General features: G+C 68.3%; 13 protein-coding genes. 7 read left to right on the top strand and 6 right to left on the bottom strand.

What is annotated here, in order from left to right; all coding sequences use genetic code 11:
* Positions 1-212: 212 nt before the first annotated feature.
* Together K7G19_RS03075 and K7G19_RS03080 are read left to right on the top strand one after the other, a co-directional pair.
* The gene (locus K7G19_RS03075; RefSeq protein ID WP_226105716.1) at positions 213-1,424 is read left to right on the top strand and encodes a putative DNA modification/repair radical SAM protein; all 1,212 of its coding nucleotides are present in this window, start codon (positions 213-215) and stop codon (positions 1,422-1,424) included.
* Positions 1,421-3,160: a UdgX family uracil-DNA binding protein gene (locus K7G19_RS03080; RefSeq protein ID WP_226105718.1), complete on the top strand. Its 1,740-nt coding sequence runs from the start codon at positions 1,421-1,423 to the stop codon at positions 3,158-3,160. Before K7G19_RS03075 ends, K7G19_RS03080 begins: the two co-directional genes overlap by 4 nt.
* Here K7G19_RS03080 and K7G19_RS03085 read toward each other — a convergent pair.
* Complete coding sequence (locus tag K7G19_RS03085) at positions 3,117-4,016, bottom strand: LysR family transcriptional regulator (RefSeq protein ID WP_226105720.1); 900 nt, start codon at positions 4,014-4,016, stop codon at positions 3,117-3,119. The two genes, K7G19_RS03080 and K7G19_RS03085, sit on opposite strands and share 44 nt — an antisense overlap.
* A gap of 120 nt (positions 4,017-4,136) precedes the next feature.
* Between K7G19_RS03085 and K7G19_RS03090 the strand changes: the two genes are divergently transcribed.
* Together K7G19_RS03090 and K7G19_RS03095 are read left to right on the top strand one after the other, a co-directional pair.
* A complete protein-coding gene (locus K7G19_RS03090; protein WP_226105722.1) occupies positions 4,137-5,351 on the top strand; it encodes a CaiB/BaiF CoA-transferase family protein in 1,215 nt (404 codons plus the stop codon).
* Positions 5,352-5,474: 123 nt separating this feature from the next.
* Positions 5,475-6,473: a tripartite tricarboxylate transporter substrate binding protein gene (locus K7G19_RS03095; RefSeq protein ID WP_149315932.1), complete on the top strand. Its 999-nt coding sequence runs from the start codon at positions 5,475-5,477 to the stop codon at positions 6,471-6,473.
* A gap of 132 nt (positions 6,474-6,605) precedes the next feature.
* Here the strand turns inward: K7G19_RS03095 and K7G19_RS03100 are convergent, their stop codons facing one another.
* Complete coding sequence (locus tag K7G19_RS03100; protein ID WP_226105724.1) at positions 6,606-8,036, bottom strand: heavy metal sensor histidine kinase; 1,431 nt, start codon at positions 8,034-8,036, stop codon at positions 6,606-6,608.
* A 5-nt stretch (positions 8,037-8,041) separates the two neighbouring features.
* Complete coding sequence (locus tag K7G19_RS03105) at positions 8,042-8,716, bottom strand: heavy metal response regulator transcription factor (RefSeq protein WP_149315934.1); 675 nt, start codon at positions 8,714-8,716, stop codon at positions 8,042-8,044.
* A 324-nt stretch (positions 8,717-9,040) separates the two neighbouring features.
* Between K7G19_RS03105 and K7G19_RS03110 the strand changes: the two genes are divergently transcribed.
* Together K7G19_RS03110 and K7G19_RS03115 are read left to right on the top strand one after the other, a co-directional pair.
* Positions 9,041-9,277 (top strand): hypothetical protein, encoded by a 237-nt coding sequence (locus tag K7G19_RS03110; RefSeq protein ID WP_150083932.1) that lies wholly within the window; start codon positions 9,041-9,043, stop codon positions 9,275-9,277.
* A 398-nt stretch (positions 9,278-9,675) separates the two neighbouring features.
* Positions 9,676-10,473, top strand: coding sequence for a MipA/OmpV family protein (locus K7G19_RS03115; protein WP_150083931.1), 798 nt, complete (start codon positions 9,676-9,678; stop codon positions 10,471-10,473).
* 38 nt (positions 10,474-10,511) lie between these two features.
* Here the strand turns inward: K7G19_RS03115 and K7G19_RS03120 are convergent, their stop codons facing one another.
* From K7G19_RS03120 to K7G19_RS03130, 3 genes are all read right to left on the bottom strand, one after another.
* Positions 10,512-11,888, bottom strand: a complete 1,377-nt coding sequence (locus K7G19_RS03120) for a HAMP domain-containing sensor histidine kinase (protein ID WP_226105726.1) — start codon at positions 11,886-11,888, stop codon at positions 10,512-10,514.
* Positions 11,885-12,550, bottom strand: coding sequence for a response regulator transcription factor (locus K7G19_RS03125; RefSeq protein WP_149315937.1), 666 nt, complete (start codon positions 12,548-12,550; stop codon positions 11,885-11,887). The genes K7G19_RS03120 and K7G19_RS03125 overlap by 4 nt, the downstream gene beginning before the upstream one ends.
* Before the next feature lie 132 nt (positions 12,551-12,682).
* On the bottom strand, positions 12,683-13,591 hold the full coding sequence (locus tag K7G19_RS03130; RefSeq protein WP_149315938.1) for a LysR family transcriptional regulator: 909 nt from the start codon (positions 13,589-13,591) through the stop codon (positions 12,683-12,685).
* A gap of 156 nt (positions 13,592-13,747) precedes the next feature.
* On the opposite strand from K7G19_RS03130, the gene K7G19_RS03135 reads away from it, so the two are divergent.
* A complete protein-coding gene (locus K7G19_RS03135; RefSeq protein WP_226106295.1) occupies positions 13,748-14,929 on the top strand; it encodes a M20 aminoacylase family protein in 1,182 nt (393 codons plus the stop codon).
* Positions 14,930-14,934: the final 5 nt, after the last annotated feature.

Genomic DNA, 14,934 nt, shown 5'->3' on the forward strand with positions numbered 1-14,934 from the left:
CCTCTCCCCTTGACGGCCACGATGACGCCATCCTCGCAGGCTTCGGTGGCGGCGGACATCGGTATTGAGCCGGGGCTCCCGCCGCACGAGGTCAAGGCTTGAGGCCGGGCGGCATGGCGCCGGCCAACCTTGCCGCCTTGTCCCGCGGGAAATCGGCCTCGCAAACGCGATAGCGCCTATAATACTGTATATCCATACAGTATCACCACCCGATGGAACTGCTCACCAAGCTGGAAATCCTGGCCGACGCCGCCAAGTACGACGCCTCGTGCGCCAGCAGCGGCGCGCCGAAACGGGATTCGCTCGGCAAGGGCGGACTGGGCGCCAGTACCGGCGCGGGCATCTGCCACAGCTTCACGCCCGACGGGCGCTGCGTCTCGCTGCTGAAGATCCTGCTGACCAACTTCTGCCAGTACGACTGCCAGTACTGCGTCAACCGCCGCTCCAGCAACGTGCCGCGGGCGCGTTTCTCGCCGCGCGAGGTGGTCGACCTGACGCTGGACTTCTACCGGCGCAACTATATCGACGGGCTCTTTCTCAGTTCCGGCATCATCCGCAGCGCCGACTACACCATGGAGCAGATGGTCCAGGTCGCGCGTTCGCTGCGCGACGAACACCAGTTCCGCGGCTATATCCATCTGAAGACGATTCCGGACGCCGATCCCTGGCTGATCTCGCAGGCCGGGCAGTATGCCGACCGGCTCAGCGTCAATATCGAGCTGCCCACCGACGGTGGGCTGCAACGGCTGGCGCCGGAGAAGAACGCGCATACGATCAAGCGTGCCATGGGCTCGATCCGCCTCGCGCAGGAGGAGGCCGAGAGCGACAGGCGGGGGCCGGGGCGCGCGCCGGCCGGGCAAAGCACGCAGATGATCGTGGGCGCGGACGACGCCGACGACCGCACCATCCTGCAGACCGCGCAGACGCTGTACGGCGCGTACAAGCTCAAGCGGGTCTATTACTCGGCGTTCAGCCCGATTCCCGACAGCCCGTCCGGCCTGCCCGCGCAGGCGCCGCCGTTGCTGCGCGAGCATCGGCTGTATCAGGCCGACTTCCTGATGCGCGGCTATGGCTTCCAGGCCGAGGAGCTGTTCCAGGCCGGCGGCGACCTGCCGCTGGACATCGATCCGAAGCTGGCCTGGGCGTTGGCGCATCGCGAGTCGTTTCCGGTCGACCTGAACCGCGCGCCGCAGGCCCTGATCGCCCGGGTGCCCGGCATCGGCATGCGCAACGCGAAGCGGCTGGTGGAGCTGCGCCGTTCGCGCGCGATCCGCTATCAGGACCTGGCGCGGCTGCGCTGCCCGATGGACAAGGTCAAACCCTTCGTCGTGGTGCAGGACTACCGGCCGGCGCTGGCGGATTCACCGTCCGAACAGTTGCGGCGGGCGCTGTCACCGGCGCCCGTGCAGCTGGCCTTGCTATGAGCGGCGCAGGACCGCGCACGCTGGTGGTCGAGTGCGGCGTTGAGTGCAGCGTCGATGGCGGCGTCGATGGCGGCTACGCAAGCTGGCGCGCGCAGGCCTTGCGGGCGCTGGCGGCGGGCTGGCCGCCGGAGACGGTCACATGGACGGAGCGCGGCTCGGCGGCAAGCGGGGGAACCGAACAGCTGATGCTTCTCGGTCCCGGCGCCGCACCGGTCTCGGGAGACGACGGACCGGTCCCAGGCGACAACGCGCCGGTCTCGGGCGACAACGCACGGGTCGCGGGAGACAACGCGCCGGTCTCGGGAGACGACGCGGTGCCGGCAGCCCGCCCGGACACCACGGGCGCCGCCCCGGACGTGCGCGTGTCCAAGGCATTGGCCGCCCTGCTGCAGGACGCCGCGCGTTACCGTTCGCCGCAACGCTGGGCGTTTCTTTACCGGGTGCTGTGGCGATGGTGCCAAGGCGATCGCGCCGTAGCTTCCGCCGCCGATGAAGACGGCGCGCGGCTGCATGCGATGGCCAAGGCCGTGCGGCGTGCCCACCACGACATGATTGCCTACGTGCGCTTTCATCGGCGCGGCGGCGACGGCATGCCGGAGTACCTGGCCTGGTATGAGCCCGAGCACGACGTGCTGGCCGACGCCGCCGACCACTTCGCACGCCGCATGGGCGGCGCGTCGTGGTGGATCGGCACGCCGCAAGGCGCGGCGCTGTGGGACGGGCATGCGTTGCAGTTCTCCGGGACACCGGCCGATGCGTTGGCCACCGCCGATTTCGCCGCGCTCCGAGCGGGCGCGGCCGCCGACGACATCGAGCCGTTGTGGCTCGCCTATTACCGCAGCATCTTCAATCCGGCCCGCCTGAACGAAGCCGCACTGGAGCAGCACATGCCGGTGCGCTTCTGGAAGGGGCTGCCCGAGGGACGGCTGATTCCGGCGATGATCGCCGACGCCCGCAACGGCGCCCGCCGCGTCGCGCAGGCGGGCGCCGTCGGCACCATGAAGGGCAAGCCGGTTGCGGTCGATGCGCAGGACGCGCAGCCGCTGCGTCCGGCGCCCTCGTCGCTGGATCAATGCCGCCGCTGCGAACTCTGGCGCCATGCTACCCAGGCCGTGCCGGGCCACGGTCCCGAAACGGCCCGCATCATGCTGGTCGGCGAACAGCCCGGCGATCAGGAAGACCTTGCCGGCCGCGCCTTCGTGGGGCCGGCGGGCAAGGTGCTGGACGAGGCGATGCGCCGCGCCGGTGTGCCACCCGACTCGGTATACGTCACCAACGCGGTCAAGCACTTCAAGTGGATCCCGCGCGGCAAGCGGCGCCTGCACAAGACGCCGGGCCAGCGCGAGGTCGAGGCCTGCGCCCATTGGCTCGACGAGGAACGGGCGCGGGTGCGGCCGGCGGTCATCGTCACGTTGGGCGCGACGGCGCTGGCGGCGATCCTGGGCCAGAAAGCCAGCCTGCGGGACTACCTGAACCGGCCGGTGCGGCTCGGCGACGCCTGGGTCGTTGCCACCTGGCACCCGTCCTATGCGTTGCGCGTCGATGACGCCGGCAAGCGCGAGGACATCGTCGCGGCCATCGGCCAGGCCATCGCGCAGGGCCGGGAACTGGCCGCGGCGCCTGCCCCACCTGCCCGGCCTCCCTCGCCTCCCTCGCCTCCCTCGCCTGCCTCGCCTCCCTCGCCTCCTTCGCCTACCCCGCCATCGCCGCCGCCTTCTGCTGCAGAAAGGCAATGAGCGTCGTCACGGCGCGCGTCTGGTAGCGCGCCGGCATATACAGCAGATACATCGTGGTGCGCAGGAAGGCCAGGTCACGCGGCGGCAGCGGCAGGCGAACCAGGGTCCCGGCCGCCAGATCGGACGCCACCATGTACTGCGGCACCAGGCCCACGCCGATCCCTTGAAGGATGGCGTCGCGCAGGAAGAAGAAGTTGGCCGACATCAGCCGCGGGCGGATCTGCGCCCGGCCGGCGGCCGTTCCCGCCAGCCCGGCCAGCTGCAGCCGCTCGCCGGTCAGCTCCGAGGTGATCAGCGGCAGGTCGCGGAACTGCTCCAGCGAACTCGGCATGCCGACCTCGCGGGCCAGTTCCGGCGTGGCGCAGGCAACGTATTCGATGTCCCCGAGGCTGCGCGCCACGGCATTGGTCGGCGTCTCGCCCATCACGCGGATGGAAAAGTCCACCGCGCCCTTGATCAGGTCCTCGATGTCGTTGTCGAAGATCACGTTGAGCGTGATGGCCGGATACATCCGCATGAACTCGATGAACCAGGCCGACATCGTGTGCTGGCCGAAGCCGCTCGGCACGCTCAGGCGCACCGTGCCGCTCAGCCGCTTGCCCAGGTTCTGCACGGACTCGCGCGCCGCCATCAGTTCCTGCCGGATGGCGCGGCCGTGTTCGTAGAGTTGCCGGCCCAGTTCGGTCGGCTCGAGCTGGCGGGTGCTGCGCCGGAGCAGTTCCGCGCCCAATTGCCGCTCGAAATGGTTCAGGCGCTTGCTGACGTTGGCGCGGCTCATGCCCAGCTGCCGGGCCGCCCGGCTCAGGTTGCCGGCGTCGATGATGTCCACCAGCAACGACAGCGCGCTCAAATCCATTGTCAACTCCGAGTTGTCATCTATGTTGATTCCCGGTTGCAATTGTCAAACTTTATCAACATATAGACAATCTGCGCTGACCAAAATAACCGGACCGTTCCCGGCAGGGGACGTTGCTCAATGCATCAGGAAAACAAAGGCGCATCGCTGCCGCTGGCCGGCGTGCGGGTACTGGACCTGTCGCGCGTGCTGGCCGGGCCGATGTGCGCGATGGCACTGGCCGACCTCGGCGCGGACGTCATCAAGGTGGAACACCCGGCCCGCGGCGACGACACCCGCGACTGGGGTCTGCGGATCGGCACGCGCAACACCTCGTACTTCAACAGCGCCAACCGCAACAAGCGCTCGATCACGCTGGACCTGCAAAGCGAGGCGGGTTTGAAGTTGGCGCGCGAACTCGCAGCGCGCAGCGACGTGGTGATCCAGAACTTCAAGGTCGGCGGCGCGGAAAAGCTCGGCCTGGGCTACGAGCAGCTGTCCGAGCTCAATCCCGGCCTGGTGTACTGCTCGATATCCGGCTATGCGCGCTTCACGCCCGAGGCCGAGCGGCCCGGTTACGACCTCGTCGTGCAGGGCGAGGCCGGCGTGATGGCCACCAATGGCGAGGCAGGCCAGGGCCCGCTCAAATTCGGCGTGGCGGCGGTCGACATGTTTACCGGCATGTATTCGGCGCAGGCGATCCTCGCCGCGCTGTACGCGCGCCAGTCGACCGGCCGCGGGCGCCACGTGCAGATGGCCCTGTACGACTGCGGCCTGATGATTACCTCCTACTACGGCATGGAAGCACTGCTGCAGGGCGGCGACCCGGCCAAGTTCGGCAATGCGCATCCGTCCATCGTGCCCTACGGCGTGTTCGAGGCCGCCGATGGTCCGCTGGTGATCACCGTCGGCAACAACGGGCAATTCCAGCGATTCTGTCGCGACGTGATCGATCGGCCAGAGTGGGCCGAGGATGCGCGCTTCGCCACCAACACCGCGCGCTCGCAGCATCGCGACACGCTGCTGCCGCAGCTGCGCGAGGCCCTGCGCCGATTCACGCGCGCCGAGCTGCTGCGGCGCCTGACCGCCGCGCAGATTCCCTGCGGCGAGGTGCTCGGCATGTTCGAGGCGCTGCAGTCCGAGCGCACCGCGCAGGCCGGCCTGCTGCATCGCTACGAGGACAGCGAGGCGGGCGCGCAGTCGGTGCTGGCGCCGCCGTACGCCATCGACGGCCAGCGGATGCCGGTGCGCATGCCGCCGCCGCATATGGGGGAGCACACGCAGCAGGTGTTCAAGGAACTGCTGCAGCTCGATGACAACGAGATCGCGGATCTGCGGTCCCGCGGCGTCATCTGAGCATCGAATTTCGCCTTTCCCAGTTCCCAGTTCCCAGTTCCCAGTTCCCAGTTCCCAGTTCCCAGTTCCCAGTTCCCAGTTCCCAGTTCCCAATAGACGCTCTCAATGGACGGAGACAAGACAATGACCAAGCTGATCCTCAGCCGCCGCCAGATACTGAAGGCCGGTGCCGCCGCATCGATGGCCGCGATGATGCCCGCCGCGCTCGCACGCAGCGGCTGGCCCGACAAGATCATCAAGATGGTGGTGGCCTTCCCCGCCGGCGGCCCGACGGACACCGCCGCGCGCATCGTCGCGCAGAAGCTCTCCGAACGCCTGGGGCAGCAGGTCATCATCGAGAACAAGCCCGGCGCGTCGGGCTCGATCGGCACCGCCAGCTTCATCAAGAGCGCGCCCGACGGCTACAACCTGTCGATGTTCGGCATGCCGGCGCTGCTGGCCCCGCTGATGTACAACAACAGCGCGTATGACGTGAAGAAGGACTTCCAGTCCGTCGCCACCGTCTACGTGCTGCCGATGGCCATCGTCATCAACCCGAACGTGGTGCCGGGCGTGGAAACGCTGGCGGACCTGATCCGCTTCGCCAAGGCCAGCAAGACGCCGCTGAACTACACCAGCTCGGGCACCGGCAGCTTCGGCCATCTGGCGATGGAGCAGCTCAAGGACCTGGGCGGCTTCGACATGATGCACGTGCCCTACCGCGGCAGCGCGCCCGCGGTCGCCGATCTGCTCGGCGGCCAGGTCGGCACCATGTTCGCCGATGTGGTGGCGGCATTGCCGCATATCCGCGCCGGCAAGCTCAAGGCGATCGCGCTGAGCTCGCCCAATGCCAAGGTGCTGCTGCCGGGCGTGAAGACGGTCTCGGAGCAAGGCTTCCGCGGCTTCGACTTCGATTCGTGGGGCGGCCTGATCGCGCCGCTCAATACCCCGCAGCCGATCGTCGACCGCATCGCCAGCGAAACGCGCGACATCCTGTCCAACGACAAGGAACTGCAGCAGAAGCTGGTGACGGCCGGCGCGATCGCCTCGTTCCAGGACGGCAAGCAGATGCAGGCGCGCCTGAACAAGGACTACGACCGCTGGAGCGCCATCGTCAAGGCGAAGGGCATCAGCGCGACGTAATCGCGGTCGCACCGCGGTCTCTCATACCGCGGGCTCATACCGCGGGCTCATAGCGCAGGCCAATGACGCGGCCTGATGGCGCAGCCCAATGACGCGGCCTCATGGCGCGCCGTCACTCCGCTGCCCTCTCCTTCACGGCGTCGGCAGCGGAAACGCCAGCTCCAGCACCGTCAGCCCCTGCCGGCTCGACACGGTCGCGCGGCCGTCGTGCAGCCGCATGATGGAATCGACGATGGCCAGGCCCAGGCCCGTCGAGTGCGCCGAATTGCTGCGCGCGGGATCGCCGCGGTAGAAGCGTCCGAAGATATGCGCCAGCCGCTCGGGCGGGATGCCGGCGCCGCCATTGGCGACGCGAATACGGGTCGCTTCGCGCTCGGCGCTGACGATCACCGAGACCCGGCTGCCCTGCGGCGCATGGCGCAGCGCGTTGTCGAGCAGATTGGTCAGCGCGCGGCGCAGCAGGGTCTGGTCCGCGCGCACCGGCGCATGTCCCTGCAGCGACAGCGAGATCGCGCGCTCCGCCGCCACCGCCTCGAAGTACTCCGCCACCGCTTCCACCTCGGCGCGCGCGTCCAGCGTGCGCGGCGCCAGCGCGACCTGCGCGTGGTCGGCGCGGGCGAGAAACAGCATGTTCTCGATCATGCGGGACAGGCGGTCGTATTCTTCCAGGTTCGATTCCAGCAGGGCCTCGTATTCCGCGACATTGCGCGCCTGGGCCAGCGTGACCTCGGTCTGTCCGATCAGATTGCTAAGGGGCGTGCGGAAGTCGTGCGCCAGGTCGGCGGAGAACTCCGACAGCCGCGAGAAGCTGTCCTGCAGGCGCGCCAGCATGCCGTTGAAGGCGTCGGCCAGCTCCCGCAATTCGCTGGGCGCGGTGCCGGCATCGAGCCTGGTCGCCAGACGGCTGGTCGTGACGGCCGACGCCTCCTCCGCCATCCTGCGCAGGCCGCGCAGCCCACGGCGCGCCAGCAGATAGCCGAGCGCCGCGGCGGCGACGGTCGCGCACAGCGTCGCCCAGAAGACATGGAACTGGTAATCGCGCATCAGCACCGCGCGGTAACCGGCGTCGCGCAGCACGACGATCTCCACGGCCTCGTCGGTGTCGCCGAGCCGGCCCAGCGCGGCGATCGCGCGCGAGGGCACGCCATTGCGCGGATACCAGGTCTGCAGCATCGACGGTTCGGGATGGACGTCGGCGGGCAGCGCTTTCAGCGGCGGCACCGCCTCGTGGCGCGGGTTCAGCGTCACCAGCGGCTCGCCGTGCCGGCTGCGCACCAGCAGGATCAGCCCTTCGTGACCGAGCGCGATATCGGCAAACCGGTGCATGCCCTCGCGCACGGCGGTTTCCGAATCCACCTCGGACAACAGATGCCGGACCAGGACCACCTCGCCGACCAGCTCGGCCTCGTCGCGCTCCTGCAGCTGGGTCGACAGCGCGCACGCGAGATAGGTACCCATCGCGGCCATGATGGCCGCTGCCACCGCGCCGAAGGCCAGCGCCATGCGGGCCGTCAGCGATTGAGGAAGCAGGCGCGCGGCCAGCGCCTTCGAGATGGCGAGCATGGCCGCTACCGCGCGATATCGTCCAGCACGTAACCCATGCCGCGGCGCGTGTGGATCAGCTTGGCCGGGAACGGGTCGTCGACCTTGGCGCGCAGGCGCCGGATCGATACGTCGACGACGTTCGTGTTGCTGTCGAAGTTCATGTCCCAGACCTGCGACGCGATCAGCGAGCGCGACAGCACCTCGCCGCGCCGGCGCGCCAGCAGATGCAGCAGCGCAAACTCCTTGGACGTCAGCTCGATCTTCTGTCCCGAACGCGTGACCCGCCGGCGCACCGCGTCGATGCGCAGGTCCGCCACCTCGATCCACTCGTTCTCGCGTACCGGTCCGCGGCGCAGGATGGTGCGAATCCGCGCGACCAGCTCGGCAAAGGCGAATGGCTTGATGATGTAGTCGTCGGCCCCGAGCTCGAGGCCCTTGAGGCGATCGGCCAGATCGTCGCGGGCGGTCAGGAACAGCACCGGCGTGTCCTGGTCGCGCCGCAGTTCTCGCAGCATCTGCCAGCCATCCATGCCGGGCAGCATCACGTCGAGCACGATCAGGTCGTAGGGCTGCGCGCGGGCGTGCGACAGGCCATCGACGCCGTCGCGGGCCAGATCCACGATAAAGCCGGATTCGGTCAGGCCCTTGTGCAGGTAGGCGCCGGCCTTGGGTTCATCCTCGACTATCAGTACACGCATCGACATTCAACGAATCGCCGGACCGCCGGCAAGACGGTAACGGTACCGCAATCCCGGCGCCGGCGGCCGATCATGACAAATTTGTCATGTCGTCGTCAGATTGCGGCGGCGTGGCGCAACGTCGCGCGACGCATGTCGCGCTGGCGCCGCGACGGCGCGGGGGTGGTCGTGGCGATGGCGTGGTGGTGGCGTGGCGATGGCGGCGTTCGTCCAAATGACAGCATTGTCATGGGGTCGTCATGCTCCTGTGGCGAGCGTCTTCGTAGACTGCCTTCACCGGTCGCTACCGATCACTACCGGCCATCCTTTCGGAGAACACTGACGATGAAGCTGCTCAAGCACGCCCTGCTCACCACCACCCTGGCCCTGGCCGCCCTGCCCGCCCTGGCGGGCGCGAGTGCCATCGACGCCGGCAGTCTCGGTGCACGCAATGTCTACGCGGATGGCGCCCATCAGGGCCACGTCGATCCCTTCACCGACGGCGCACGCGGGGGAACGCGCGATGTGTTCAGCGACGGCGCTGCCACGGGCGGCCGCGACGTCCATGCCGACGGCGCCTGAGACAGGCGTTCAGCGCGGGGCATTGACGCCGCGCGCGCCTGGACCGCCGCGCCAGGCCATGAAGCGGGCGCGGATGCGGCAGGCCTCGCAGGTCCTCATCGGTCGCCGCAAGCCCTAATAACTTCTTAAACCCACCTCGGCACGATTCGAACCGTGGACGACGGCCATCGCCGGCCGCCACAGCAAACAGCAAGGTTCCTCGTGCCAATCCCCATGCTCCCTCCGCGCGCTACCCTGCGTGCGCCCGCGACGTCGGATGGCGGCCCTGCGGCCGCCATGGACGGTCGATGCCTTTGTCTGCGTTGCCGGACCCTTGCCGCGGCACGCCGGAACCAGGCGCCGCCCATCGGCGGCCGCCCTGCTGACTTTCCGATCGACTCTTGCCCGACGAAACCCGAATGAACGCAACAAGACCCGGTCGCCATGCGGCCTCCTTTCGAACCCCGGCCGCCGCGGCGGCCATCGCGTTGCTGGCCAGCCTGTGGACGCCGCAGGGATGGGCCCAGGGCGGCGACGCCGCGCTCGAGCCCGCCGAACCGCAATGGGGACTCGGCGTCGGCGCGGCTGCCCGCCGCAAGCCCTATCGCGACGTCGGCACGGATTACCGGGCGATTCCCGTGCTGTCGTACGAAAACCGCTGGCTGCACGTGTCCGGCCTGACCGCGGACCTGAAGCTGCCTTCGCTCGGCCCGGTTTCGTTCCGGCTGCGCACCCGCTACGGCCTGAGCGACGGCTATGAGGCCTCCGACTCCGCCGCGCTCGAAGGCATGGCCGATCGCAACGCCCGCCTCTGGTTCGGTGGGGCGGCGATCTGGCACAACCCCATTGCCGATGTCTCGGCCGAATGGCTCGGTTCGGCCGACGGGAACAAGGCCACCCTCCAGGTCAGCCGCGGCTTCCAGTACGGCAATTTCCGGCTGACGCCCCACGTAGCGGCGCAATGGCTCAGCACGGACAACGTGGACTACTACTACGGCGTCAGGGCATCCGAGGCGCGCATCGGCAGGCCGCAATACCAGGGCGATTCGACGGTGAACCTGACCGCGGGCTTGCGGGTGGATTACCGGCTTGCGCGGCATCACCAGCTGTTTCTCGATGTCAGCGCGACGCGACTGGGCTCGGCGATCAAGGACAGCCCGATCGTCGATCGCTCGAACATGACCAGCGTGGCGGTGGGCTACCTGTACCGGTTCTGATCGCCGGTTCTGATCGCCGGTTCTGACCGGCCGCCCCGTCAGGCCACCGGCGCGGCCTGCGCGAAGACGACGCGTACGCGAAAGCCGCGCCCATCCAGGCCCCGGCCCGTCTCGATGGTGGCCCCATGCGATTGCGCAATGGTGGCCACCAGCGAGAGTCCGATGCCGCTGCCGCGCACCCGATTGCCGCTGGCACGGTGGAATCGCCGGAAGATCGCCTGATGCTCGGCTTGCGGCACGCCCGGCCCGTCGTCCGCGACTTCCAGATAGACCGCATCGCCGGCACCCGCGGTGCCGCAGGCAATCCTGATCCGCCCACCCGGCGCCGTATACCGCAGCGCGTTGTCGACCAGGTTGCGCAGCAGGATGCCGATCTCGTCGATATTGCAGGCGATGCGGCCGCCGCCCGTTTCCACCGACAGCCGGCGCGCCTGCAGTTCGGCCTGCACCTCGAACTCGCTGGCGACATGCTGCACCAGGTTGCCGAGGTCCGCCGGTTCGTGCGGCGCCTGGCCGCAGGCATTCAGCCGGGCAAGGTCGAGCAGTTGTTCGGCGAGCCGCGTCGTCCGTTTGGCGGTGGCCAGCAGCTTTTCCAGCGCCGTGTCCTTGTCCTTGCCGCTCGGCGCGCGCAGCGCGATCTCGACCTGCGCCTGCAGCGCTGACAATGGCGTGCGCAATTCGTGGGCCGCATCGCCGATGAAACGCCGTTCGCTCTCCACCGCCTGATCGAGCTGCGCCAGCACGCGGTTGAACGACTGCACCAGCGGCTGCAGTTCGGTGGGCAGCGAGGTCGATGGCAGCGGTGTCAGGTCGAAGGTCTTGCGATCGCGCACCAGCCGTTCGAGGGCGGCCACGGGCTTCAGCGACCGGCGCATGGTGTGCCACAACAGCACGCCGACCAGCGCGAGCAGCACGCTGATGGCCAGCAGCGCCTGCATCGCGGCCTCGCGCACCTCGGCGTTGATGACCTCGTGCGGGATGCCAACCTGCGCCTGCATGGTTCCGGTGCTGTCGGAGACGGCATAGACGCGCCAGCGCTCGCCATCGATGACACGCGTGGCAAATCCATCCACGAAGTCCGGCTTCAGCGCGGCCACCGGCGTATCGGCCTGCACGCGGGGACGCGGGCTCTGCACGGTCAGCAGCCTGCGCTGCGACCAGATCTGGATCACCAGGTCGAATTCGCTGGCGCGGTCGTCGTCGCGCACTTCCCGGCCGGGCCCGACCAGATTGAACGACTGCTTGTTCGCCGGCAGCGCGCGCACGATGCGGGTGGCGAAGGCCTGCAGCTTGTCGTCCCAGATACTGGAGCGGCTGTGCTGCAGATAGACCATCAGCGCGGCCAGCGACACCACCCAGCACAGCACGATGACACCGACCATCACCGCGAGCAGCCGTCCCTGCAGCGACTTCATGCGCCGGACTCCCCGATCATGTAGCCGTGGCCATGGACCGTGGTGATCAGGCCCTCGCCCAGCTTGCGGCGCAGCTGATGGATGAACACCGCGATGGTATTGCTCTCGATCGTGCTGGCGTTGCCGTATACCACGCGCTCCAGGTGTTCCCGCGTAACGACGCGGCCCGGGCGTTCGAGCAAGGCCAGCAGCGTGCGGTACTCCTGGGCGCTCAGCGGCACCCGGGCACCGGCGCGCGTGACCACGCGGCGGCTGCGGTCGAGCTCGATTTCGCCCCAGCTGAACACGGGCACCACCCTGCCCTGGCTGCGCCGGATCACGGCGCGCACCCGGGCCCACAGTTCGTCGACCTGGAACGGCTTGACCAGATAGTCGTCGGCGCCGGCGTCCAGCCCTTCGATCCGCTCGCTCAGCTGGCCGCGTGCGGTCAGCATCAGCACGGGCGTGACGTCGTAGCCGGCGCGCATGGCGCGCAGCACGGTCAGGCCGGACTCGCCCGGCAGGCCGATATCCAGCAGCACCGCCGAATACGCATGGTCGACCAGCGCGGCGCGGGCCGCGGCGGCGCAATCGGCATGATCGATATGCCAGCCGTTCTGCCGGGCGCCATCGCAGATGACCTCGGCCAGCATGGGATCGTCTTCGACCAGCAGCAGGTCCATGGCGCTTGTCATGGGAAACGGTAGGGAAAGTCGCTGGGCGCGCGATGATGACAGGGCGACATTAAGCGTTGATTAAGAACGGGAAGATCATTGCATCCGGCGCAACGTTCATTGCAGCGGCAGCGCCGAGCCTCAGATCAGCGGGAAGGCCTTGACCACATGCCGCAGCAGGCTGTCGGCCACCGGGGACAGCGGCCTGCCGGCGCGGGTAATGACGTGGATCCGGCTGTTGTTGAGGATCGGACTGGCCAACGGCAGCGACACCAGCTGCTTGAACTGCGGCCCCTTCAGCGGCACCGAACGTGGCGTCAGGATGTAGCCGAGCCCCATCGCCGCGAATTCCCACAGCACCTTGAACGAGTTGGTGACCAGCATCGGCTTGAGCGTGATGTGTTCCTCCAGCTCGGCCGCCTGCACGTGCTTGCGCACGCCGAACGATTCGGCAAGCGCGGCGCCCTGGTGCGGCGCGAGGTCGGCCAGCGTCAGCGCGCGGCGCCGGCGCGCGAGCGGATGATCCTTGCGGACATGCGCCCGGATCGGCGACACCCGTGAATAGTGCGAGCGCAGCCGGACATCGTTGGGCGGCTGGAAGGCAAAGCCGATATGCGCCAGGTCTTCGAGGATATGCCGCACCGTTTCGTCGGTGCCGGCCACCTGGATGCTGTAGGTCACGTCGGGGTGCGTGCGCAGGAAGCCCTGCAGCACCGGCTCGAGCACCAGGTCGACGAAGCCCTCGCCGAAGACCAGCTCCACGTGCCCGCGCTGCGCGTTCTTCAGATTGTTGATCTCGGCCAGAAAGGTATCGCTCAGGTCCTGCTGGCGCCGGGCGAACAGCGCCAGCAGCCGCCCGGCATCGGTCGCCACGACCCCGCGCCCTCGCCGCTCCAGCAGCGTCACGCCGAGATCCTGCTCCAGCTTGGCCACGGCCCGGCTCACCACCGAGGGATCGAGCTCCAGCACCTCGGCGGCGCCGCGCACCGTGCCGGTTTCGATGATCTGCAGCAAACACAGCGCCCGCTTGCGGTCCAGCACATGCTCCATGACGTCTCTCCTCATGTCGACGCGGCGGGCCGTCCGAAGCACCGGCGCGAGTTTTTTAATGTTGCTATTTATACAACGATTTAGGTTCATCATTGTCATGGATGCGGGACGGTCCATGGAAGCAGAATGGTGCGCATCATTCGCTCGCTGACCGCCATGCATACTTCCCACCTTGCCGACCTGCGGCAGTCCATCGCCACGCTGTCGGCCGAATTCGTCGAGATCCGCCGGCGCATCCACGCCCATCCCGAGCTGGCGTTCGAGGAACGCCAGACCAGCGAGCTGGTCGCGCAGCGGCTCGCGGCCTGGGGCTACGAGGTGCATCGGGGGCTGGGCACCACCGGCGTGGTCGGGCAACTGACCAAGGGGCGCGGGCAGAAGACGCTCGGCATCCGCGCGGACATGGACGCGCTGCCGATCCAGGAAAAGACCGGCCTGCCCTATGCCAGCACGGTCGCAGGCAAGATGCACGCCTGCGGCCATGACGGCCACACCGCCATCCTGCTGTGCGCGGCCCGGTATCTGGCCGAGTCGGTGGATTTCAACGGCACGCTGAACCTGATCTTCCAGCCCGCCGAGGAGAACGAAGGCGGCGCGCTGCGCATGGTCGAGGAAGGACTGTTCGACCGGTTTCCCTGCGACGAAATCTATGCACTGCACAACTCGCCCGGCCTGCCGGTCGGGCAGATCGGTCTCATCACCGGGCCGGCCATGGCCTCGTTCGACCGCGCCACCGTCACGCTGCGCGGGCGCGGTGCGCACGGGGCCATGCCGCATCACGGCATCGACCCGATGCAATGCGCCGCCAGCATCGTGCTCGGGCTGCAATCGATCGTCGGCCGGGAAATCGATGCGCTGAAGTCGGCCGTCATCACCGTCGGATCCATCCAGGCCGGCAGCACGTACAACGTCGTGCCGGAAACCGCGACGATCAAGATCGGCGTACGCACGCTCGACCCGAAGGTGCGCGACCTCGTCGAGGAACGCATCCGCGGCTTCGTGGCGGCGCAGGCCGAGAGCTTCCGGCTGCAAAGCGAGGTGGTCTACGAGCGCAAGTATCCGGTGCTGGTCAACCATGCCGCGCAGACCGAATTTGCGCGGCAGGCCGCGATCCGGCTGCTGGGCGCCGACAACGTGGTCGAGCGGCCGCCGGTGATGGGCAGCGAGGATTTCGCCTACATGCTGGAGCACCGGCCCGGCGCCTATGTCCGGCTCGGCAACGGCCTGGGCGAGGACGGCGGCTGCATGGTCCACAACCCGCTGTACGACTTCAACGACAAGGCTCTGCCGGTCGGCGCCGCGTTCTGGGCGCACCTGGCACAAAGCTATCTGGTTTGACAACC

The organism is Cupriavidus sp. DB3 (assembly GCF_020418465.1).
Lineage (GTDB): Bacteria > Pseudomonadota > Gammaproteobacteria > Burkholderiales > Burkholderiaceae > Cupriavidus > Cupriavidus cauae.

Excerpts from the sequence above, each read along its gene's own strand:
- K7G19_RS03075 (WP_226105716.1), top strand. The coding sequence starts at position 213 with ATGGAACTGCTCACCAAGCTGGAAATCCTGGCCGACGCCGCCAAGTAC.
- K7G19_RS03080 (WP_226105718.1), top strand. The coding sequence starts at position 1,421 with ATGAGCGGCGCAGGACCGCGCACGCTGGTGGTCGAGTGCGGCGTTGAG.
- K7G19_RS03085 (WP_226105720.1), bottom strand. The coding sequence starts at position 4,016 with ATGGATTTGAGCGCGCTGTCGTTGCTGGTGGACATCATCGACGCCGGC.
- K7G19_RS03090 (WP_226105722.1), top strand. The coding sequence starts at position 4,137 with ATGCATCAGGAAAACAAAGGCGCATCGCTGCCGCTGGCCGGCGTGCGG.
- K7G19_RS03095 (WP_149315932.1), top strand. The coding sequence starts at position 5,475 with ATGACCAAGCTGATCCTCAGCCGCCGCCAGATACTGAAGGCCGGTGCC.
- K7G19_RS03100 (WP_226105724.1), bottom strand. The coding sequence starts at position 8,036 with ATGCTCGCCATCTCGAAGGCGCTGGCCGCGCGCCTGCTTCCTCAATCG.
- K7G19_RS03105 (WP_149315934.1), bottom strand. The coding sequence starts at position 8,716 with ATGCGTGTACTGATAGTCGAGGATGAACCCAAGGCCGGCGCCTACCTG.
- K7G19_RS03110 (WP_150083932.1), top strand. The coding sequence starts at position 9,041 with ATGAAGCTGCTCAAGCACGCCCTGCTCACCACCACCCTGGCCCTGGCC.
- K7G19_RS03115 (WP_150083931.1), top strand. The coding sequence starts at position 9,676 with ATGAACGCAACAAGACCCGGTCGCCATGCGGCCTCCTTTCGAACCCCG.
- K7G19_RS03120 (WP_226105726.1), bottom strand. The coding sequence starts at position 11,888 with ATGAAGTCGCTGCAGGGACGGCTGCTCGCGGTGATGGTCGGTGTCATC.
- K7G19_RS03125 (WP_149315937.1), bottom strand. The coding sequence starts at position 12,550 with ATGGACCTGCTGCTGGTCGAAGACGATCCCATGCTGGCCGAGGTCATC.
- K7G19_RS03130 (WP_149315938.1), bottom strand. The coding sequence starts at position 13,591 with ATGGAGCATGTGCTGGACCGCAAGCGGGCGCTGTGTTTGCTGCAGATC.
- K7G19_RS03135 (WP_226106295.1), top strand. The coding sequence starts at position 13,748 with ATGCATACTTCCCACCTTGCCGACCTGCGGCAGTCCATCGCCACGCTG.